Origin of the sequence: Ornithinimicrobium humiphilum, from assembly GCF_006716885.1 — a bacterium.
Lineage (GTDB): Bacteria > Actinomycetota > Actinomycetes > Actinomycetales > Dermatophilaceae > Ornithinicoccus > Ornithinicoccus humiphilus.
Map to the genome: position 1 here is coordinate 2,413,591 of NZ_VFPU01000001.1, position 21,364 is coordinate 2,434,954.

Annotated in this window: 18 protein-coding genes; 10 read left to right on the plus strand and 8 right to left on the minus strand. The window is 74.8% G+C overall.

Annotated elements, in window-relative coordinates; translation table 11 throughout:
• Positions 1 to 8: 8 nt before the first annotated feature.
• A complete protein-coding gene (locus FB476_RS11385; protein WP_141818871.1) occupies positions 9 to 935 on the minus strand; it encodes an AEC family transporter in 927 nt (308 codons plus the stop codon).
• A 67-nt stretch (positions 936 to 1,002) separates the two neighbouring features.
• On the opposite strand from FB476_RS11385, the gene FB476_RS11390 reads away from it, so the two are divergent.
• Positions 1,003 to 2,853 (plus strand): carboxyl transferase domain-containing protein, encoded by a 1,851-nt coding sequence (locus FB476_RS11390; protein ID WP_141818873.1) that lies wholly within the window; start codon positions 1,003 to 1,005, stop codon positions 2,851 to 2,853.
• A 32-nt stretch (positions 2,854 to 2,885) separates the two neighbouring features.
• Here FB476_RS11390 and FB476_RS11395 read toward each other — a convergent pair whose 3' ends face one another.
• Together FB476_RS11395 and FB476_RS11400 are read right to left on the minus strand one after the other, a co-directional pair.
• Positions 2,886 to 4,592 carry an ABC transporter ATP-binding protein gene (locus FB476_RS11395; protein ID WP_238329772.1) on the minus strand — a complete coding sequence of 569 codons (1,707 nt, stop codon included), beginning with the start codon at positions 4,590 to 4,592 and terminating at the stop codon, positions 2,886 to 2,888.
• 230 nt (positions 4,593 to 4,822) lie between these two features.
• Positions 4,823 to 6,784, minus strand: coding sequence for an ABC transporter transmembrane domain-containing protein (locus FB476_RS11400; protein WP_141818877.1), 1,962 nt, complete (start codon positions 6,782 to 6,784; stop codon positions 4,823 to 4,825).
• Between the two features lie 129 nt (positions 6,785 to 6,913).
• On the opposite strand from FB476_RS11400, the gene FB476_RS11405 reads away from it, so the two are divergent.
• Positions 6,914 to 7,114 (plus strand): hypothetical protein, encoded by a 201-nt coding sequence (locus FB476_RS11405; RefSeq protein WP_141818879.1) that lies wholly within the window; start codon positions 6,914 to 6,916, stop codon positions 7,112 to 7,114.
• 51 nt (positions 7,115 to 7,165) lie between these two features.
• Positions 7,166 to 12,187, plus strand: a complete 5,022-nt coding sequence (locus FB476_RS11410; protein ID WP_141818881.1) for an Lhr family ATP-dependent helicase — start codon at positions 7,166 to 7,168, stop codon at positions 12,185 to 12,187.
• A gap of 25 nt (positions 12,188 to 12,212) precedes the next feature.
• Here FB476_RS11410 and arr read toward each other — a convergent pair whose 3' ends face one another.
• Complete coding sequence (gene arr / locus FB476_RS11415; RefSeq protein WP_141818883.1) at positions 12,213 to 12,632, minus strand: NAD(+)--rifampin ADP-ribosyltransferase; 420 nt, start codon at positions 12,630 to 12,632, stop codon at positions 12,213 to 12,215.
• Between the two features lie 74 nt (positions 12,633 to 12,706).
• On the opposite strand from arr, the gene aqpZ reads away from it, so the two are divergent.
• Genes aqpZ through FB476_RS11435 form a run of 4 tightly spaced genes read left to right on the plus strand, consistent with a single transcriptional unit; the run spans position 12,707 to position 15,865 of the window.
• Positions 12,707 to 13,453: an aquaporin Z gene (gene aqpZ / locus FB476_RS11420; RefSeq protein ID WP_141818885.1), complete on the plus strand. Its 747-nt coding sequence runs from the start codon at positions 12,707 to 12,709 to the stop codon at positions 13,451 to 13,453.
• Between the two features lie 22 nt (positions 13,454 to 13,475).
• A complete protein-coding gene (locus FB476_RS11425) occupies positions 13,476 to 14,420 on the plus strand; it encodes a DMT family transporter (protein ID WP_238329679.1) in 945 nt (314 codons plus the stop codon).
• A 4-nt stretch (positions 14,421 to 14,424) separates the two neighbouring features.
• Positions 14,425 to 15,015 (plus strand): peroxidase-related enzyme, encoded by a 591-nt coding sequence (locus FB476_RS11430; RefSeq protein ID WP_141818887.1) that lies wholly within the window; start codon positions 14,425 to 14,427, stop codon positions 15,013 to 15,015.
• Positions 15,008 to 15,865, plus strand: coding sequence for an Fpg/Nei family DNA glycosylase (locus tag FB476_RS11435; RefSeq protein ID WP_141818889.1), 858 nt, complete (start codon positions 15,008 to 15,010; stop codon positions 15,863 to 15,865). The genes FB476_RS11430 and FB476_RS11435 overlap by 8 nt, the downstream gene beginning before the upstream one ends.
• Positions 15,866 to 15,907: 42 nt before the next feature.
• Here FB476_RS11435 and FB476_RS11440 read toward each other — a convergent pair whose 3' ends face one another.
• Genes FB476_RS11440 through rimO form a run of 4 tightly spaced genes read right to left on the minus strand, consistent with a single transcriptional unit; the run spans position 15,908 to position 18,980 of the window.
• Positions 15,908 to 16,252, minus strand: coding sequence for a helix-turn-helix domain-containing protein (locus FB476_RS11440; protein ID WP_141818891.1), 345 nt, complete (start codon positions 16,250 to 16,252; stop codon positions 15,908 to 15,910).
• 39 nt (positions 16,253 to 16,291) lie between these two features.
• A complete protein-coding gene (locus tag FB476_RS11445; protein WP_337678353.1) occupies positions 16,292 to 16,876 on the minus strand; it encodes a CinA family protein in 585 nt (194 codons plus the stop codon).
• Positions 16,873 to 17,490 carry a CDP-diacylglycerol--glycerol-3-phosphate 3-phosphatidyltransferase gene (gene pgsA / locus FB476_RS11450; protein WP_202876968.1) on the minus strand — a complete coding sequence of 206 codons (618 nt, stop codon included), beginning with the start codon at positions 17,488 to 17,490 and terminating at the stop codon, positions 16,873 to 16,875. The genes FB476_RS11445 and pgsA overlap by 4 nt, the downstream gene beginning before the upstream one ends.
• Positions 17,487 to 18,980 (minus strand): 30S ribosomal protein S12 methylthiotransferase RimO, encoded by a 1,494-nt coding sequence (rimO, locus tag FB476_RS11455; RefSeq protein ID WP_141818893.1) that lies wholly within the window; start codon positions 18,978 to 18,980, stop codon positions 17,487 to 17,489. Before rimO ends, pgsA begins: the two co-directional genes overlap by 4 nt.
• A 119-nt stretch (positions 18,981 to 19,099) precedes the next feature.
• Here rimO and FB476_RS11460 point away from each other — a divergent pair, with 119 nt between their 5' ends.
• From FB476_RS11460 to FB476_RS11470, 3 genes are read left to right on the plus strand one after another with little or no spacing between them, the layout of a single operon-like run.
• Positions 19,100 to 19,861 carry a hypothetical protein gene (locus FB476_RS11460; protein WP_141818895.1) on the plus strand — a complete coding sequence of 254 codons (762 nt, stop codon included), beginning with the start codon at positions 19,100 to 19,102 and terminating at the stop codon, positions 19,859 to 19,861.
• A gap of 4 nt (positions 19,862 to 19,865) precedes the next feature.
• Positions 19,866 to 21,062, plus strand: a complete 1,197-nt coding sequence (locus FB476_RS11465; RefSeq protein ID WP_141818897.1) for an SGNH/GDSL hydrolase family protein — start codon at positions 19,866 to 19,868, stop codon at positions 21,060 to 21,062.
• Positions 21,063 to 21,093: 31 nt separating this feature from the next.
• A complete protein-coding gene (locus FB476_RS11470) occupies positions 21,094 to 21,354 on the plus strand; it encodes a hypothetical protein (RefSeq protein WP_141818899.1) in 261 nt (86 codons plus the stop codon).
• Positions 21,355 to 21,364: the final 10 nt, after the last annotated feature.

Genomic DNA, 21,364 nt, shown 5'->3' on the forward strand with positions numbered 1-21,364 from the left:
CGGGCACCCTACCCGCCGCCCAGCAGGGCGACGACCACGAGCATCGCGGGCATCGCGAGGAGCGTGGTGACCAGCACGCTGTCCCGGGCGATGTCCTCGCCCCGCCCGTAGGCGACCGCCAGCACGAAGACGTTCTGCGCGGTCGGCAGGGTCGCCATGACGACCGCGGCGAGCACCTCGGCGTGCCCGAGCCCGAGCACCGGCCCGGCCACGAGCGCCGCCACGGCGGGCATCACCGCGAGCTTGAGCGCCACGACCAGGCCCAGCTCGGCGAGGTTGTCCCGACCGCGGGGCACCGGCGAGAGCCGCAGCGAGATGCCGAAGGCGAGCAGCATGCCCGGGATGGCCAGCCCGCCCACGAGCTCGACCGGGGCCCGGACGAGGGAGGGCAGCTCGATCCCGAGGAGCGCCACCGCGAGGCCGAGGAGGCTGCCGATCGTCAGCGGGTTGGTCACCGGCGAGCGCAGGACCCGGCGGACCGAGACCCGCCCCGTCTGGCTGGCGTCGAGCGCGGCCAGCCACGCCGGCTGGAGCAGGAGCAGCTGCAGCAGGATGACCGGCGCCGACCACGACCCGTCCCCCAGGACGTAGATCGCGATCGGCAGCCCGAGGTTGTTGGAGTTGACGTAGCTGACGCTCATCCCGCCCATGAGCACGTGCGTCAGGGGCCGGCGCAGCAGGAGGCGGGCCACCAGCACGTAGGCGGCGCTGGCCACGGCCACGCCCGCGAGCGTCGCCACGAGGAAGCCGGAGAAGATCACCCGCACGTCGGCGTCGGCGACCACCAGGAAGAGCAGGGCGGGCGAGCCCACCCAGAAGGTCAGCCGGGCGAGCACCTGCTGCTCGGTGCGCCCGAGGGTGCCGGTGTGCGCCAGCAGCCAGCCGACCGCGACGACCGCCGCGATCAGCCAGAATCCCTGGAGCACGGCGACCACGGCACCGATTATCCGTCGGGCGCCCGCACGCGTTGGGGTGCGGGGCCGCGCGCGTTAACCTGCCGCAATGAGCGCTGCGCAGGATCGCCCCGCCCGCAACCTCGACGCCGAGGAGGACTACCTCACCGGCGACGGCGGCGTCACCCCCGACCTCCTGGACCGCCGACCGGTCAAGGAGCGCACGGTCGCCACGCTCTACGAGGGCCGCCCCGGGCTCAACCCGACCCAGGCGATCCGCGCCTTCCTCGACGCGGTGAAGCTGCAGGAGCGGCACGGCCACATGCGGGTCGTCGACGACCTCATCGGCCTGCAGCGCCGCGTCGGCGACACCATCGAGCACTACAAGGACAAGCTGCTCAACGCCGAGGCCCGCAGCGGGGCGACCGAGTCGGCCAAGTTCGGCATCGGCTCCTTCAACGGTCAGCGCGCGGTCGTCTACGTCGTGGACTGGGCCTTCTTCGCCGGCTCGCTCGGCGAGGTCGCGGGCGAGAAGTTCGTGCAGGCCGCCGAGCTGGCCGAGAAGGAGAAGCTGCCCCTGGTGAGCATGGGCGCCTCCTCCGGGGTCCGGCAGCACGAGAACGTCCTCGGGCTGGTCCAGATGCAGCGCATGGCTGCGGCGGCCAACAAGTTCCAGCACACCACCAACCGCCCCTACGTCTCCGTGCTCGCCGGCCAGGTCTGGGGCGGCATGTCGGCGAGCGCGGTCCCGGCCGCCGACCTCGTCGTCGCGCTCGAGGGCACCGACTACGGCTTCGCCGGGCGCCGCGTCATCGAGACCTTCGAGGGCAAGCAGGTGCCCCAGGGTATGCAGTCGGCCGAGGCCAACTACCTCGACCGCAACGTCGACGTGCTGGTCAAGGACGTCGACGAGCTGATCGAGTTCCTCACCCGGATCTTCGCCGCCGGCCGCTCGACCACCAAGATCCGCCCCGGCCGCGCGGCCCGCGTCTCCCGCCCCGCCGACGTCGCCGCCGAGGGCCGCGCGATGACCGCCGGCGCGGAGGGCTTCTCCCCCGCCCTGTGGGACCGCCAGGTGCCCGAGCTGACGGTGCAGCTCCCCCGTGACCGCCGCGACCGCCCCGGCATGGGGCTGCGGGAGGCGCTCATGGCCCGCTACAACGAGATCGCCGCCGGAGCGGGCCGCGTGGACACCGAGTTCCTCCTGAGGACGGTCTTCGACGCCGCCGTGCCCTTCTACAACCACGTGCAGTTCCAGGAGCAGAAGACCTACCCCAACATCATCGCGGGCCTCGGGGTGCTGGGCGAGCAGACCTTCATGGTCATCGGCGACCAGCCGTCCTACACGGTCACGAGCGGCTACGTCGGCAAGCGCCCGGCCAACCCCGGCCCGGAAGACTTCGAGTACGGCGTGCGGATGATGCAGGCGGCCGCCCGCTGGGGCCTGCCGATCGTCTTCTTCACCGACACCCTGGGGGCGCTGCCCACGATGGCGGCCGAGCGCCGCGGGCAGTCGCGCGCCATCGCCCAGAGCATCAAGACCTCCGCCTCCCACCCCTACCCCACCGTCTCGGTGATCGCGGGGGCGATGGGCAGCGGCGGCGGCCTGGCCACCACGCCCTTCGGCCGTCACACGGTCATGCTCGACAGCGCCCTGGGCTTCGTCTCCGAGCCGCGGTCGACCGCGACGATCCTCTACAACGAGGCCAACCCCTCGGTCGACCAGGTCGGGATGACCCTGGAGACCATGCGCGCCTCGGCCGAGGACCTGCGCTCGCAGGGCCTGGTCGACACGATCGTGCGCGATCATCCCGACCCCTACGAGACGGCGCAGGAGCTGCGCGAGGCGATCATCGACGGCTACAACCGCCAGTACGGCCTGACCCCGCGCCGGCTGCGGCAGAAGTCCGACGAGCGGCTGCGTCCCCGCACCCTGGGCAAGCTCGCCGACCAGGACTGACCCGGCGTCGGCGACCCGCCTCGGCGGGCCGGTCAGCTCGTCCAGGCGCGCCAGAGCGCGGCGTACTCCCCGTCCGCGGCCATGAGCTCGTCGTGGCTGCCGAGCTCGACGACCCGACCGTCCTGGACGACCGCGATGCGGTCGGCGTCGTGCGCGGTGTGCAGCCGGTGCGCGATCGCCACGACGGTCCGGTTGGTCAGCAGGGCGTTCATCGAGCCCTCGAGGTGCCGGGCCGTGCGCGGGTCGATGAGCGAGGTCGCCTCGTCGAGGACCAGCGTGTGCGGGTCGGCGAGGATCAGCCGTGCCAGGGCGACCTGCTGGGCCTGCGCCGGGGTGAGCGTCTGGTTGCCCGACCCCAGGACGGTGTCCAGCCCCTCGGGCAGCGCCGCCACCCAGGTGTCGGCGTCCACGGTGGAGAGCGCACGCCAGACCTCGGCGTCGTCGGCGCCCTCGCGCGCCAGCACGACGTTGTCCCGGACCGTGCCCCGGAAGACGTGGTGCTCCTGGGTGACCAGCGCGACCTCCCGCCGCAGGGCCTCGAGCGGCAGCTCGACGAGCTCGACGCCGCCGACGGTGACCGAGCCCTCACGCGGGCCGTGGATGCCCGACAGCAGCCGGCCCAGGGTGGACTTGCCCGACCCCGACGGCCCGACGATCGCCAGCCGCTCCCCGTGACGCAGGCTGAGGTCGATGCCGTGCAGCACGTCCTGGCCGTCGCGGTAGGCGTAGCGCAGGCCACGTCCGGCCAGGTCGCTGCCCTCCGGCGACGCCGTGCCGGGCGTGCGGTCGGGCGGCACCTCGGCGATCCCGAGCAGGCGGGTGGTCGAGGCGATGCCGACCTGCAGCCGGTCGACGGTGCCCACGAGGCGGTCGAAGGGACCGTAGAAGGTCTCGATGTAGAGCATCGCGGTGGTGAGCTGGCCCAGCGTGACCGCCCCGCGCGAGTAGAGCAGGGCACCGACCACCAGGGTGATGACCCGCGGCAGCGAGAACGCCATGTCCATGATCGCGAAGAGCAGGTTGCGCAGGACCAGGCCGTAGCGCTCCGCCTGCGAGCTCACGTCGATGTCGTCGACGGCCGCCCGACGGCGCTCGGGCTGCATCCCGAAGGTCTCGACGGTCCGCGCACCCTCGACGGTCTCGGTGAGGGAGGTGTTGATCTGCGAGTAGGTGGCGCCCTCGAGCAGGTAGGCCGCGGGCGCCCGCTGCAGGTAGCGACGCACCTGCCACAGCGACAGCGAGGCGGTGACGAGCGTGGGGACGGCCAGCGCCCACGAGTTGAGGATCATCGCCCCCACCGTGAGCAGCACGGTGACGGCGCCGATGATGAACTCGGGCAGCGCCCAGCGGACGGCACCGCTCATCGAGCCGACGTCGCGGGTGACGCGGGTGACGAGGTCGCCGGTGCTGGCCGACTCGACCCGCCCCAGGGGCAGGCGCAGCACGGCCCGGATCACGTGCTCGCGGGCCTCGGCGAGCACGGCCTGCCCGAGCACGGCGGCGAGCCACTTGGCGAGGAAGGTCAGCACGGCCTGCGCGACGAGGACGCCCACGACGAGCAGCCCGAAGCGGGTGAGCAGGCCGTCGGCGGGCCTGCCGCCGGCCTCGACCACCGCGTCGACGAGGCGGCCCAGCAGCATCGGCACCGCCAGCCCGGCGCCCGCGGCGAACGCGTTGGCCAGGGTGACGACCACGACGAGCCCGCCCCGGCTGCGCAGCAGCCCCCGCAGGTAGGTCATGACGGTGCCGCTGGAGGCGACGGGCAGGCCGCGCTCGGGGTCCTGGCTCTTCTGCAGGTGCTCCTCGGCGCGCTGCCGACGCAACCGGTGGCGCTCCCACAGGAGGCGGAAGCGCTCGCGCGTCGGCGTGCCCGGGGCCGGGGGCCGCAGCTCCTCCGGCACGGCCGACGGGCGGTGCCCGGGCTCGCGCCAGGTGCGCGCGGAGTCCTCGGCGAGCCTGGTGTCGAGGGTCACGGCGAGGTCACCTCCTCGGGCAGGTGGGTGGGCAGCTCGTGCTGCGCGGGGTCGGTCGGGGTCGGCTGGTCCGGAACCTCGCCGGACGGGGCGGGGTCGAGGGCCTCGGCGCGCTCGCCCCGCAGGACGGTGCGCCGGTAGGCCTCGCAGGTGCTGACGAGCTCGTCGTGGGTGCCGGTGGCCACGACGACGCCGTGCTCGAGGAGGGCGACCTCGTCGGCGTGGTGCAGGAGCAGCGGCGAGGCGGTCATGACCACGGTGGTCCGGCCCCGGCGGTGCTCGGGCAGCCGAGCGGCGATCCGGGCCTCGGTGTGGGCGTCGACCGCGGAGGTGGGCTCGACCAGCACGAGCACGGGCGGGTCGGCAGCCAGCGCCCGGGCGAGCACCAGCCGCTGGCGCTGCCCGCCGGACAGCCCGCGGCCGCGCTCGTCGAGCACGCCCTGCCAGCCACCGGGGAGGATGTCGTAGACGTCCTCGGCAGCCGCGGCGTGCAGCGCCGCCTCGGCCTGCTCGCGGGTGAGCGTGCCGTGCGGGTCGACGGAGTCCTGGAGGGTGCCGGCGAAGACGTGGGCGCGGGTGTCGCTGACCAGCACCGTCTCGCGCACCTGGTCGAGCGGCAGGGCGGACAGGTCGACGTCACCGATCCGCACGCCCCACGGCCGCCTGGCCCGCTCGGTGTCCCGCTCGGCGAGCGCGGCGCGGGCGGCCTCCCGCTCGCGCCGGGCCCGGCGTGCGGCGCCCCCCGAGGCCTCGTCGTCGTCATCGCCCGAGAGCGCGTCGTCAGCGGGCAGGTAGCGGCCCAGCCGGTCGGCCAGCGCGGCGCTGTCGTCCGGGAGCGCGCTGACGACCATGGTCAGCCGGCCGGGCCGCACCCGCAGGCCGGAGGCCTCGTCGACCAGCTCGGCCGTCACGTCGACCGCGACCCGCTCGCGCTCCGGCCAGGGGTCGGGGGTGCCCAGCACGCCGATGGTCTTGCGGGCCGAGACGAAGGACCGGGTGATCTGCTGCGCCGCCTCGAAGACGACGCGGATCGGCTGCACGAGGAAGAGCGCGTAGCCCAGGAAGGTCACCAGCTGGCCGATGGCCAGCTCGCCGCGGCCCACCGCGCGCACGCCCAGCACGAGGAGCGCGACGACGAAGAGGCCGGAGAGCAGGACGCCGACCGCCTCGACCAGCGCGGCCCAGGCGCCGGCCTGGACGCCGGCGGCGCGGACCCGCTGGGACTGCCGTGCGTAGTTGGTGCCGAAGATCCGCTCGCCGCCGATGCCGCGCAGGATGCGCAGGCCGGCCACGATGTCGGTGGCCATCGACGTCAGCTCCGAGTCGCGCGAGCGCTCGCGCGTCTGCGCCGCGGACAGCGGCCGCAGCAGCACGCTGGAGACGACCACCAGGAGCGGGGCGACCAGCAGCACGACGAGACCGAGCGGCACCGAGATCTGCAGCACGATGACCGCGACGAGGAGGTAGGCGACGACGTTGCCGACGAGCCGGGAGAGGATCTCGACGAAGTGGCCGAACTGCTCGCCGTCGCTGCCGCTGACCGAGAGGACCTCGCCGGTGGGGGCGCGACGGGTGAGCACGTGGCCCAGGCGGGCGGTCTTGTTGGTGACCAGACCGGTCTGGCCGTAGGACGCCACGAGCCAGGAGCGGACGACGACCGTGTGGTAGAAGACGCCGCTGCCGCCGCCGACCAGGGTGATGGCCAGCAGGACCAGGCACCACAGCGCGATGCGGCTGCCGTCCTGGGCGACGATCCCCTCGTCGATGGCGCGCCCGAACACCCACGGGGTGAGGGCGGTGGGCAGCATCCAGAGCAGGCTGCACAGGCAGGCCGCGACCACGAGGTCGGGCTGCTGGCGGACCAGCCACCAGAGGAACCGGCCGGGGCCGCGGGTGTCGGGCACGCCGGAGGTGCCGGGCCCGGCCCAGGCGGTGATGGTGGGGGGAAAGTCGCGCATGGCGTCCCCCAGGGTAGGTCGCGGCACCGACGGGCCACCAACGGTTTATGCCGGTCACCCGGTGGTGCCACCCGGCTCGCGCAGGTGAGAGGATGGGGCAGACATCTGACCGGCCGCACTGGAGGACGCGTGACCACTCGCCAGAACCTCGCCTGGTGGCAGAAGCTGCTCATGGCGCTGAAGCTGTGGCGCCCCACCTACCGCACCCTGCACCACGAGCTGCGGGACATGGAGCGCCCGCCCGTGCCCCCGGTGACCGGTGCCTACGGCAACCGCGTCGACCTCACGCACCGCCGCCGGCTGGTCCCCCAGTCCGGCGACCGCGACTGACGCGGGCCGGATCGGCCGACGTCCGTCGGTGCGGGCTGGCACAGTGAACGCGTGACCGGCCCGACAGCAGAGCCCTCCACGGTCCTCGACCGCTTCTCGCCCGCGACCCGGGCGTGGTTCGAGGCGTCCTTCCCCGGGCCCACCGCCGCCCAGGCGGGGGCCTGGAGCGCCATCAGCCGGGGCGAGCACACCCTCGTCGTCGCCCCGACCGGCTCCGGCAAGACCCTCTCGGCCTTCCTCTGGGCGATCGACCGGATCGTCGCCGGGACGGGCGACGTCACCTCCGGCGCGGCCGCGGCCCCCACGAACGTCGACGGCGGACCCCGCGGACGCTGCCGCGTCCTCTACGTCTCCCCGCTCAAGGCGCTCGCCGTCGACGTCGAGCGCAACCTGCGCTCCCCCCTCGTGGGCATCGGGCACGCCGCGACGCGGCTCGGCCTGCCCTCCCCGAGCGTGTCCGTGGCGGTCCGCTCGGGCGACACCCCGGCCGCGGAGCGGCGGGCCTTCGCCAAGGAGGGCGCGGAGATCCTCATCACCACGCCGGAGTCGCTCTTCCTGCTGCTCACCTCGCAGGCCCGCAGCGCGCTCACCGGTGTGGAGTCGGTCATCGTCGACGAGGTGCACGCCGTCGCCGGCACCAAGCGCGGTGCGCACCTCGCGGTCACCCTGGACCGGCTCGACGCCCTGCTCGAGCGCCCCGCGCAGCGGATCGGGCTGTCCGCGACGGTGCGCCCCGTCGAGGAGGTCGCGCGCTACCTCGCCGGCGGGCGCCCGGTGACGACGGTGCAGCCGCCGTCGACGAAGCGCTGGGACCTGCAGGTCGTCGTGCCCGTCCCCGACATGAGCGATCCGGGCGCGACGGAGCCCGCACGCCCCGGCGGGCCGCCCGCCTCCCGAGCGACGGCGGACGACCTCGCCGAGCGCGTCGACGAGTGGGCCCGCGGCGGGAGCACGGGCGGGGCCGGCGACCTGGACGAGCCGGACCAGACAGGGCCGGACGGCGCCCTCGACGACGACCACCCGGCCGACGGGACCGGCCCGGTCGGCGCGGGCCCGGTGCTGCCCGACCTCGACGGGGACGCCGGCGACGTCTGGCAGCCGGCCGACGACCCCGAGGAGCGGGCCTCCATCTGGCCGCACGTCGAGCGTCGGGTGGGCGAGCTCATCGAGCATCACACCTCGACCCTCGTCTTCACCAACTCCCGCCGGGTCGCCGAGCGCTTCACCACGCGGCTCAACGACGCCTGGGAGGAGCGGGCCGAGCGCCTCGCCGAGGCCGCCGGCACGGAGGGGTCCGCCGGGGCCGGCACCGAGGAGGACGCCCGCCCGGCGCGCCCCGCCCGGCCGCCCGCCCAGGTCATGGGCCAGGCCGGCGCCGGGGGCGCCGCTCCTCCCGTCCTCGCCCGCGCCCACCACGGGTCCGTGAGCAAGGAGCAGCGGGCGGTCATCGAGGACGCCCTCAAGACCGGCCGGCTGCCCGCCGTCGTCGCGACCAGCAGCCTCGAGCTCGGCATCGACATGGGCGCGGTCGACCTCGTCGTGCAGGTCGCCAGCCCGCCCAGCGTCGCCTCCGGCCTGCAGCGCGTCGGCCGGGCCGGTCATCAGGTCGGCGCCGTGAGCGAGGGCGTCTTCTTCCCCACGCACCGGGCCGATCTCGTCCAGACCGCGGTCGTGGTGGACCGCATGCGGGCCGGCCTCATCGAGCAGCTGCGGGTGCCCGCCAACCCGCTCGACGTGCTCGCCCAGCAGATCGTCGCGATGGTCGCGATGGACGAGTGGGCGGTGCCCGAGCTCTTCGAGCTGGTCCGGCGCTCGGCCTCCTTCGCCTCGCTGCCCCGGCCCCTCCTCGAGGCCGTGCTCGACATGCTCGCCGGGCGCTATCCCGGCGAGGACTTCGCCGACCTGCGCCCGCGCATCGAGTGGGACCGCGTCACCGACCGGCTCACCGCCCGCCGCGGGGCGCAGCTGCTGGCGGTCACCTCCGGCGGCACCATCCCCGACCGCGGCCTGTATGCCGTGATGCTCGCCACCGGCGACGGGCCCGGCCGGCGGGTGGGCGAGCTTGACGAGGAGATGGTCTACGAGTCCCGGGTGGGCGACGTCTTCACGCTGGGCACCACCAGCTGGCGGATCGAGGACATCACCCACGACCAGGTGCTCGTCACGCCCGCCCCCGGCCAGATCGGGCGACTGCCCTTCTGGAAGGGCGAGTCCCAGGGACGACCGGCCGAGCTCGGCGCGGCGGTCGGCGCCTTCGTCCGCGAGCTCGCCGGCCTGCCGCGCGAGGCGGCCCTGGCCTCGCTCGCGGAGCGCGGTCTGGACCCGTGGGCGGCCGACAACCTCGTCACCTACGTCGCCGAGCAGCGCGAGGCGACCTCGGTGCTGCCCGACGACCGCACGGTGGTCGTCGAGCGCTTCCGCGACGAGGTCGGCGACTGGCGCGTCGTCGTCCACTCCCCCTGGGGCCGTCCGGTCCACGGGCCGTGGGCGTTGTGCCTGGCCGCCCGGATGCGCGAGCGCTACGGCACCGACGTGCAGGCGATGGCCGCCGACGACGGCATCGTGCTCCGGCTGCCCGACCTGGGCGGCTGGGACGAGGCAGGTCGCCGGGTCGACGACGCCGGCGAGGCGGCCCGGCTCGACGCCGAGATCGCCGACCTGCTCACCCTCGACCCCGACGAGGTCGCCGACCTCGTCACCGCCGAGATCGGTGGGTCGGCCCTCTTCGCCTCCCGCTTCCGCGAGTGCGCGGCCCGGGCCCTCCTGCTGCCCCGCCGCAACCCCGGCCGCCGCCAGCCTCTCTGGCAGCAGCGGCAGCGCTCCGCCCAGCTGCTCGAGGTGGCGGCCCGCTACCCGACCTTCCCGATCGTCCTCGAGGCGGTGCGCGAGTGCGTCCAGGACGTCTTCGACGTCTCCGCGCTCGTCGAGCTCATGCGCGGCATCGCCAGCCGCGAGATCCGCGTCATCTCGGTGGCCAGCGCGACCCCGTCGCCCTTCGCCCGGTCGCTGCTCATGGGCTACATCGCCCAGTTCCTCTACGAGGGGGACTCCCCGCTGGCCGAGCGCCGGGCGGCGGCCCTGTCCCTGGACCCCGCCCTCCTGGCCGAGCTGCTCGGCCGGGGCGAGGGCACCTCGCTGCGCGACCTCCTCGACCCGGAGGTGGTCGCCCGCACGCACGCCGAGCTGCAGCGACTGGTCCCCGAGCGGGCCGCCCGCGACAGCCAGGACGTCGTCGACCTGCTGCGGGTGCTCGGACCGCTGACCACCGACGAGATCCGCGAGCGCACCCGCGAGGAGGTCCGCGAGGAGGTGCCCGGCTGGCTCGCCGAGCTCGCGGGGGCCCGCCGCGTCCTCGAGGTCCGGATCGCCGGTCAGCAGCGGTGGGCGGACGCCCAGGACGCCGCCCGGCTGCGGGACGCGCTCGGCACCGCCATCCCCGTCGGGGTGCCCGCCGCCTACCTCGAGGCGGTCGAGGACCCGCTGGGCGACCTGGTCCTGCGCTACGCCCGCACCCACACGCCCTTCCCTCTCGAGGACCTCTCCGCGCGCCTCGGGCTGGGCAGCGCCGTCGTGCGCGACGCGGCCCGTCGCCTGGTGTCCTCGGGACGGCTGGTCGAGGGCGCCCTCGTCCCGCACGGCACCGGCACCGAGGACCTCTGCGACGCCGAGGTGCTGCGGCTGCTGCGCCGCCGTTCTCTGGCGGCCCTGCGCCAGGAGGTCGAGCCGGTCACCCGGGCGACCTACGCCCGCTTCCTGCCGCGTTGGCAGTCCGCCACCGGGCTGGCCTCCGTCGGTGGCCGTGCCGGCACGGGGTCGGGCGTCGACGGCGTGCTCCGTGCCGTCGAGCAGCTGGCGGGTGCCCGCCTGCCCGCCTCGGCGGTGGAGTCGCTCGTCCTGCCGGCCCGGGTGCGCGACTACTCCCCCGCCCTCCTCGACGAGCTGATGACCACCGGGGAGGTGCTCTGGCAGGGGCACGGCAGCCTGCCCGGCGACGACGGCTGGGTGTCGCTGCACCTGGCCGAGACGGCCCCGCTGACGCTCCTGGAGCCCGAGCCCGTGGGGTCGGAGACCGCCCGGGCCGTCCTGGAGCTGCTGGAGCGGGTGCCCGGCGGTGCCTACTTCTTCCGGGCGCTGGCGGACGCCGTCGGCTCGACCGACGACCAGGCCCTGATCACCACGCTGTGGGATCTCGTCTGGGCCGGCCACGTCAGCGCAGACACCTTCGCCCCCGTCCGTGCCCTGCTGGGCTCCGGGCGCACCGCCCACCGCTCCCGCCGGGCGCCCCGCGCCTCCGGGCGGTGGTCACGCTCCTCGGTCGCGCTGTCCGCCCGCTCCTCCCGCCCCTCGATGCCCACCCGCTCGGGCCCGCCGTCGGGCGTCGGACGCTGGTCGCTGCTGCCCTCCCCGGAGCCGGCGGGCACGGTCCGGGCGCTCGCCACCGCCGAGCAGCTGCTGGACCGCTACGGCGTGCTGACACGCGGCTCGGTGGTCGCGGAGGGCATCCCCGGCGGCTATGCCGGCGTCTACCGCGTGCTCGCCGGGGCCGAGGAGGCCGGCCGGGTGCGCCGCGGCTACGTGGTCGAGGGCCTGGGCGCCGCGCAGTTCGGTTCCGCCGGAGCCATCGACCGGCTCCGCGCCCTCGACGGCGAGCGCGACGACCCGGGCCGCCAGCCCGACGTCGTGCTCCTCGCCGCGACCGACCCGGCCAACCCCTACGGCGCCGCGGTGCCGTGGCCGGAGCGGGGCGAGGGCGAGGAGACCGCCACCGCGCACCGTCCCGGACGCAAGGCCGGGGCGATGGTCGTGCTCGTCGACGGCGACCTCGCGCTCTACCTCGAGCGCGGCGGACGCTCGGCGCTGACCTTCTCGCTGCCCGACCACGTCGAGCCCGGTCCGGTCTGGGAGACGGTGGCGGCCACGCTCGTCGGCGCGGTGCGCTCCGGGGCCCTGGCCGGGCTGACCGTGGCCAAGATCGACGGCGCCGGTGCGCTCTCCTCCGAGCACCCGCTCGCCACCGCGATGGTGGCCGCCGGCTTCCACACCGCTCCCGCGGGGCTGCGGCTGCGGCGCTGAGACGAGGAGGACCGCTGCGCCCGGCTCAGTCGTCGACGGCGTCCAGGCCCTTGCGCCGCAGCTCTGCGAGGTGGTCGAGCATGTTCTGCAGGACCTCCGGCGGGTGCGGCTCCCAGTCGGCCACCTCGCGGACGACGCGCACCGGGTCCTGGGTCCGGTAGGAGCGCGTGGGGTTGCCCTCGAAGCGCGTGTCCGTCAGGTTGGGGTCGTCCTCGACCGGACCGGTGGGCTCCACCTCGTAGACGCGGCCGGGACCGTCCCCGTGGGCGAGCTCGGCGCCCCACACGGCGGCGTCGAGGGTCGCGGTGAGGTAGACGTGGTTGGCCGTCCGATCGCCGAAGTTCGAGGCGTGGCCGGGCACGAGCAGGTCGCCCACCGACAGCTCGGCCCTCGTGCCATGGAAGAACGGGCCGTGGTCCTCCGGTTCCGCGCGTCCTGCGCCCATGCGCCCACCGTAGGGCAACCGGGCGCTATCTTGAGCGCATCGTCGGCCCGACCGACCTCCCGAAGGAGACCGCCATGCCCACCTCACCACTGCGTTCCCGCCTCGCCGCCGAGTTCCTCGGCACCTTCGTCCTCGTCCTCGGCGGCGCCGGCAGCGCCATCTTCGCCGCCAAGGTGATCAGCGAGGGCACCGTCAACATGGGCATCGGCTTCCTCGGGGTCGCTCTCGCCTTCGGCCTGACGGTCACCGTCATGGCCTATGCCGTCGGGCACATCTCCGGCGGCCACTTCAACCCCGCCGTCACCCTCGGCGCCCTGCTGGCCGGGCGCATCGACACCCGGTCGGTGCTGCCCTACATGGTGACCCAGGTCGTCGGGGCCTCGGTCGCCGGCCTCGTGCTCTTCGTGGTGGCCTCCGGCAAGGACGGCTTCGACCCGGTCGCCTCGGGCTTCGCCACCAACGGCTACGGCGACCGTTCGCCCGACGGCTACGGGCTGCTCGCCGCCCTCGTGATCGAGGTCGTGCTCACCGCGGTCTTCCTCTACGTGATCCTCGGCTCGACCGACACCCGCGCCCCGGCCGGCTTCGCCCCGCTGGCGATCGGTCTGAGCCTGACGCTCATCCACCTGGTCTCGATCCCGGTCACCAACACCTCGGTCAACCCGGCGCGCTCCCTGGGCGTGGCCTGGTTCGCCGGCGGTGAGGCGCTCGGGCAGGTCTGGCTGTTCGTCGTGGCCCCGCTCGCCGGCGCCGCGATCGCCGGCGCGACCTACCGGGCCCTCTTCCCCAACACCGAGGAGACCCTGCTCGAGGAGCCGTGAGCCCCCGTGGTCGAATGACCCCGTGAACGTGCGTCCCGGGGCCCTCAGCGCCCTGCTCGCGGCCCTGCTCGCGGCCGCCCTCTTCGGCACCACCGGGACCGCCCAGGCCCTCGGTCCCGACGGCACCGACCCCGCCTCGGTGGGCGCCCTGCGCATCGCGGTCGGGGCCTCGGTGCTCGCCCTGGCGGTGGTCGGCCGGTCCCGCCGTGCGGTTCGTCCGATCCGCGCAGGGCGCCTGCCCACCTGGACGCTCGTGCTCGTCGGCGGCCTGTGCGTCGCCTCCTACCAGGCCTGCTTCTTCCTCGGCGTCTCCCGCACCGGCGTGGCCGTGGGCACCGTCGTGGCGCTCGGCGTGGCCCCGCTGGCCACGGGGCTGCTCGCGATGCTCCTCGGCGAGCGCCCCGACCCGGTGTGGACCGGGGCCACCGCGGTGGCCGTGGTCGGCGTCGTGCTCCTCGTCATGGGATCCGGGTCGTCCACGACCTCGGTCGACCTCCTCGGGGTCGCGGCGGCGGTCGGCGCCGGGGTCTCCTACGCCGGCTACACCGTCGCGGCCCGGTCCCTCCTGCTCCGCGGTGCCGACGGCGTCCGGGTCATGGCGGGCTTCTTCGCCACCGGGGCGCTGGTGCTCCTGCCCGTGCTGCTCCTCCACCCGCCGGCCTGGGCCCTCACCGTGCGCGGCGCCGCCATGGTGCTCTGGCTGGGCGTGATGACCACCGCCGTGGCCTACCTCCTCTTCCAGCACGCCCTCTCGGGGCTGTCCGCCCGCACCGTGAGCACCCTGACCCTGGGCGAGCCGGTGACCGCGACCGTGCTGGGCGTCGTCGTGCTCTCCGAGCGGCTCTCCACCCTCACCGCCCTCGGGGTCGTGGTCGTGGTGGTCGGCCTGCTCCTCACCGGGCTGCCGCGCCGCTCCCCCGCGCCCGACGCGGCCCCCGTCACGGCGGCGCCCGCTGACCTACCCTGAGCGCATGAGCGACGAGGCCGACCCCCGCATCTCCGCCCTGCCCCTCCCCACCCGGGACGAGGTGCCCGAGGGCGTGCGGCGGTTGTGGGACAAGTCGCGCGAGGTGCTCGGCTTCGTCCCGAACGTCTTCGTCGCCCAGGCCTACAACGGCGAGCAGTTCCAGGCGTGGTGGGCCTACTTCAACCTGCTGGTCAACAAGGAGGGCCACCTGACCAACGCCGAGCGCGAGTTGCTCGCCGTCGTGGTCAGCGGGCTCAACCGCTGCACCTACTGCGCCGTCTCCCACGGCGCCGCGCTGCGCGTCGCCACCGGCGACCCGGTCACCGCCGACCTGGTCGCCGTCAACTGGCGGCAGGCCGGGCTGCCGGAGCGCGAGGCGGCCCTGGCCGCCTACGCCGAGAAGCTCACGCTCACCCCCGCCGAGGTGACGCCGGAGGACCTCGACGCGCTGCGCGCCGTGGGGCTGGACGACCACCAGATCCTCGAGGCGGTCCAGGTCGTCGGGATGTTCAACATGACCAACCGGGTGTCGACGGCGATCGCGATGCTCCCCAACGCCGAGTACCACTCCCTGGGGCGGGAGCCCGGTGCCTGAGGGCGACGCGGTATGGCGCACCGCGCGCCGGCTGCACCGGGCGCTCGCGGGGCAGGTGCTCGAGGGCAGCGACCTGCGGGTGCCGTCCCTGGCGACGGCCGACCTGGCGGGTCGCCGCACCCTGGAGGTCGTCCCCCGCGGCAAGCACCTGCTGCACCGGATGGAGGGCGACCTGACGCTGCACAGCCACCTGCGGATGGAGGGATCGTGGCGGGTGCACCCGGTGGCCCGGCGGCACACCTTCGCGGCCCGGCACACGGTGCGGGCGATGGTCTGGACGTCCGAGCGCGTCGCGGTCGGTGACAGCCTCGGGATGCTCGACCTGGTGCGGACCGCCGAGGAGCACCGCGTCGTGGGGCACCTGGGCCCGGACCTGCTCGACCCGGGCTACGACGGGGCCCTGGCGCTGTCCAACGTGCTGGCCGATCCCGCCCGCACCGTCACCGAGGCGCTGCTGGACCAGCGCAACGTCGCGGGGATGGGCACGATCTTCACGGCCGAGCCGCTCTTCGTGCACCGGATCAACCCGTGGACGCCGGTCGGCGAGGTCGGCGCGGACCGGGTCGCCGAGGTGCTCGACACGGCGCGGCGGGTGCTGGTGCTCAGCTGCCGCACGGGGCGGACGACCGTGACCGGACGGGCCGACGTCAACGCCGACGACGCCTGGGTGCACGGTCGGGTCGGGCTGCCGTGCAAGCGGTGCGGCACGACGGTGCGGCTGGCGACCATCGGACGGCAGCCGCAGGAGCGGGTGATGTTCTACTGCCCCACCTGCCAGGGCGGCCGGGCACCGACCGACGACGGGTCGCGGCAGACGCCGCTCGGGCACGGGCGGGCGCGCTACGCCTGAGCTGCGGGGCGCCGACCGTCGGGTCGGAGCCGGCAGGCCGGGTCAGGCGGCGGAGACGACCGTGCGGCGCCCGGTGCGCCGCGGCACCTCGCCGCGGCTGATCGGGGTGGCCAGGCCCTCGGTGAGGACCGTGGTCATCTGGGCCGAGGCGGCCTCGGCGAGGCTGACGCGGTCGGCCACGTCGGAGAGCATCTCCGACAGCGGGACGTCGAGCGCCTTGCAGATGGAGGCGAGGAGCTCGGAGGAGGCTTCCTTCTCGCCGCGCTCCACCTCGGAGAGGTAGCCGAGGGAGCAGGAGGCCTGGGCGCTGACCTCGCGCAGCGTGCGGCCCTGGCCCTGACGCTTCTCGCGGAGCACGTCGCCGAGCTCTCGTCGCAGCAGCACCATCCTTGTCCCTCCTTCGTCTCTCGTCGTGATGACGACAGGCTAACCGCCGTCGTGGCCGGTGTCTCGGCCGGTCTCCCGGTCCGATCCGTCATCTCTACCGTACCGTCCCCCACCGTCAGCGGTGAGGACGGAGTCCCGCAGGAGGGACAGCGCTCCCGCGACGCTCCCCCGGCGGACCTCGGTCCGGGTCCCGTGGAGGTGCAACGCCGCGCAGGTGGTCCCGTGTTCCCCGGCCACCGCCACGTGCACGGTGCCGACGGGGCGACCCTCCACGGCGGACGGCCCGGCGACGCCGGTCGTCGCGACCCCCCAGTCGGCGCCCAGCACCCGCCGCACGCCCTCGGCCATCGCCGCGGCGCACTCGTCGGAGACCGTGCCGTGCCGCTCGAGCAGCTCCTGCGGCACGCCCAGCACGTCGCGCTTGACCTCGGTCGCGTAGGAGACGACGCCCCCGCGCACCACGGCGCTGGCACCGGGCACCTCGGTCAGCGCGGCCGCCACGAGCCCGCCGGTGAGCGACTCGGCCGTGGCCACGCTGCGGCCGCCGGCGACGAGCGCCGCGACGACCTGCTCGGCCAGGACCAGGACGTCCTGCGAGCCGGTGCCGGGCACGGCCGCGGTCACGACCTCGTGCCGCGGGCCGTGCCGCCCCGCACGGCCGAGACGACGTAGTCGATGCCGGTGAGCACCGTCACGACGAGGGCGGCGTACATGATCCACAGGCCGAGCGTGCCCAGCACGCCGCCGAGCGGCGCGATCATCAGGGTGAGGCCGACGGCCTGCAGCACGGTCTTGAGCTTGCCGCCCCGGCTGGCGGGGATGACCCCGCGGCGGATCACCACGAAGCGCATCAGCGTGATGCCGATCTCGCGCACGAGGATGACGACGGTCACCCACCACGGCAGCGCGTCGAGCAGGGAGAGGCCGATGAGCGCCATGCCCATGAGCGCCTTGTCGGCGATCGGGTCCATGAGCTTGCCGAAGTCGGTGATCAGCCCGTCGCGGCGCGCCAGGTAGCCGTCCACCCAGTCCGTCGCGGTCGCCACCACGAAGACGACGGTCGCCCACCAGCGCCAGGCCGTCTCCTCGCCGCCGTGCGAGAGGAGCAGCCAGCCGAAGAGCGGCACCAGCAGGATGCGCAGGACGGTGAGGGCGTTGGGGACGTTCCAGGGCGAGGCCTGGGGCGCGACAGGGGCGGTGGCGATGTCGGGTCCGTCGGGGTCGTGAGGTCCGATCACAGCTGGACCCTATCCGCAGCCCCGGTCAGCGGCACGGCCACGAGGTCGACGCCCTCGGTCGCCACGACGCGGGCCCGGACGATCTCCCCGACCCGGCACGACGGCATACCCCCGTCCTCGTCCTCGAGGTAGGTGACCCCGTCGACGTCCGGCCCCTGCTGCCCGGCGCGGCCGAGCAGGCGCGGGCCGTCGAGGTCGTCGTCGGTGCCCTCGACGAGCACCTCGACCACGCTGCCGATGCGTTCCTCGGCGCGCTGGGCGGTCAGCTCCTCGACGAGGGCGGTCACCTCGGCGACCCGCTCGGCGACGACCGCCGGGTCCAGCTTGCCCTCGTAGCCCTCGGCCTCGGTGCCGTCCTCGTCGGAGTAGCCGAAGACGCCCACGACGTCCAGGCGCGCCTCCTCCAGGAAGGCGGTCAGCTCGGCGAGGTCCTCCTCGGTCTCGCCGGGGAAGCCGACGATGACGTTGGTCCGGATGCCCGCCTCGGGCACCCGCGAGCGCACCTGGTCGAGCAGGTCGAGGAAGGCGGTGCGGTCGCCGAAGCGGCGCATCCGGCGCAGCAGCGGGCCGCTGGCGTGCTGGAAGGAGATGTCGAAGTAGGGCGCGACGCCGGGGGTCGAGGCCATCGCGTCGAGCAGGTCGGGACGCACCTCGGCCGGCTGCAGGTAGGACACGCGCACCCGATCGACGCCCGGCACGGCGACGAGCTCGGGCAGCAGCCGGTCCACGAGCCGCAGGTCGCCGAGGTCCTTGCCGTAGGAGGTGGTGTTCTCGCTGACGAGGAAGACCTCGCGCACGCCGCGCTCCCCCAACCAGGTCGCCTCGGCCAGGATCTCCTCCGGCCGGCGCGAGACGAACGCGCCGCGGAACATCGGGATCGCGCAGAAGGCGCAGCGACGGTCGCAGCCGGAGGCGATCTTCAGGGGCGCCCACGGTCGGCCGTCGAGGCGCGCGCGCACGACCCGTGGGCCGCTGGCGGGCGCGACGTCGGCGAGGGCGACGCCCGGCTCGGGGGCGCCCTGCTGGTGGCCGGGCAGGGCCACCGTCACGGCCGCGGTATGCCGTGCGGCGGGGGCGAGCGGGAGCAGGCGCCGGCGGTCGCGCGGGGCGTGGGAGGCCGGACGCTCGCCCGCCAGGATGCCGCGCAGGTGGGTCGACATGTCGGCGTAGGAGTCGAAGCCCAGGACCGCGTCGGCCTCCGGGAGCTCGGCGGCGAGCTGCTCGCCGTAACGCTCGGCGAGGCAGCCGACGGCCACGACCTTCTGGGTGCGGCCGGAGCGCTTGAGGTCGGAGGCCTCGAGCAGCGCGTCGATGGAGTCCTTCTTGGCCTGCTCGACGAAGCCGCAGGTGTTGACCACCGCGACGTCCGCCTCGGAGGCGTCGTCGACGAGCGTCCACCCCTCGGCGGCGAGCCGCCCGGCGAGCTCCTCCGAGTCGACCTCGTTACGGGTGCACCCGAGGGTGACGACGGCGACGGAGCGGGTGGACATGGGGTCGAGTCTAGGGCCCGACCGGAGGCCCCCGGACCCACCCGCGGGCCCAGGGAGGGGCCCGGCAAAGGGTGCCGGGGGCCCACGACTTCGGCGCCCCGCTGGGGAAGGGTTGCCGCATGGAGATCGCGGCGACGGTGGCGAGCACGGCCCTTCGGTGGTTCGGCCTGGTCGGCGTCGCGGTGGTCGTGGGTGCGTGCGGGACGACGTCGCCCCCAGCCCCGGGTCCGGACGGGACACCGGTCCCCGGGGCCCTGCCCGACGCCGCCGAGGGGACGGCGGCGTCGGGCGGGAGGTCCCCCTCCGCGGCGGATCCGACCACGACCTCGCCGGTGGACGCCGGCGAGCCCGGGCAGATGCCCGGCGGTGACGGGACGGCCCTGGGCCTGGTGCCCGAGGTGCTGGAGCTGCCGCCGGACTGGTCCGCGGCCCCGCCCGACGGGCCCCACTACCGGACCGAGGTCTGCGGCGTGCAGCTCGACCCGCAGCAGCCGGTCGACGCCGTGCAGCGCCGCTGGGCCTACCTCGACGCGGAGTACCTCGAGTCCGAGGTGCACCTCTTCGCCGACGACCGCGGGCGGCAGGCCGCCGCCGCGGCGCTCGAGGCCGTCGCCTCGTGCCCGGGCTACGGCGTCGCCGAGGACGGCAGCGAGACCGCGCTCGGGGCGGGCGAGCTCGACGTCACGGTCACGCAGGTCCCCGGCGCCCCCGACGGGTGGGCGGTGTGGTCCGAGACGACCGAGGAGACCGGGATGGTGCGGCACGTCGCGCTCTCCCCCGTCGACGGTGGCTGGCACTGGATGTCGCACGTCGACCTGCTCGGCCGGGCGGGGCCCGAGGTGATCCTCGCGTCCCTGCCGGGGACGGGCTCGGAGGACTAGGCCGATGACGGCGCCGGGGGGCGAGGACACGGTCAGGACCGTGGGGTCGGGCTGGGCCCGGGCGCGGGAACGCGGGGCGGCGGCCCTGGACTACCTCGGCATCACGGTCGTGGGCGCGCTCGTCGTCACCGGTCTGACCCTGCTGGCCCCGGGGACGGCCTCCTCGGTCGTCGCCGCCGGGCAGCAGGCCGTCTGCGCCGTCACGACCAAGCTCCCGGGAGGCTCCTGCCCGGACCTGCTGCAGTCACCCGCCGACCTCGCCGACGACGTCGGCGCCACCGGCGACCCCTACGTGGACCGCCGGTGGACCCGGGCCGAGGTCACGAGCGGCGGTCTGGTCTTCCTCGGCGACAGCTACGGGTCCGGCGAGGGCGCCAAGGACTACGACCCCACCACCGACCAGACGGGCGAGAACTCCTGGTGGGACGACCTGTGGGGACGGACTCCCCCGCCCAAGAACATGTGCCACCGGTCCGGCAACGCGGCCTTCCACCAGGTCAGCGGCGACTGGTTCGGAGGCTCGAGCTCGACCTTCGCCTCCTGCTCCGGCGCCCGCACCCGCGACTACTGGGAGGAGACCCAGGGCAACGACGAGTCGGCCCAGCGCGACGCCCTCGACGAGAACACCTCGCTGGTGGTCGTCTCGATGGGTGGCAACGACATGCAGTTCGCCGACGTCCTCATGTCGTGCGCCCCTGTCGGCGGGGGCTCCGTGGACGACTGCGTCGGTCACTGGATGGACCCGCAGGACCCCGACGACCCGACGAGCAGCCGCTGGGAGCAGAACCTGCTGCGGGTGTTCGGCACCGAGCCCGGGGGCGGCAACCTCGGCGAGGTCTACGCCGACATCCGGGCCCGCACCGGCGACAACGCGCACGTGGTCGTCGTCGGCTACCCGCTCGTCTTCGACCCCGACTACGACGGCATCGTCTTCTCGGGCGAGGAGGCCGACTGGATGAACGAGCGCGGCGTCGAGCTCAACGCCCGGTTGCGCGAGGCGGCGGAGCACCACGGCTTCACGTTCGTGGACCCGACCGAGGCGTTCGCCGGTCACGGGGTCGGCAGTGACGACCCCTGGATCCTCACCTTCGGGTTCTGGGGCGACCACCGGGCCCGGCCGCCGGAGTCCTACCACCCGACCGCGCGCGGGCAGCAGGCGATCGCGGACCTCATCGACGAGCACCTCCGCTCGCTACCCTGAGGCCCATGCCCGCCGTCCTGAGGTGCCCGACGTGCTGAGACCCGCCCTGTCGGCCGTCGTCGCGCTGCTCGCGCTCGCCCTCGTGGTGGAGTCCTGGGCACGGGGCTACCTGCCCGGCGACCCCCACGCGGTGGCGGGGCGGATGCGCAACGTCGTCTCGTTGGGGAGCATCGGCACGGGCCTGGCGGTTGCCTCGCTGCTGCCCCTCGGGCCGGTGCTGCGCACCGTGCTGCTGGCCCTGGCCGTGGTGGCGGTGGTGGCGGCCCTCGCCTACCGGCTCGGCTGGCTGTAGCGCACCAGGC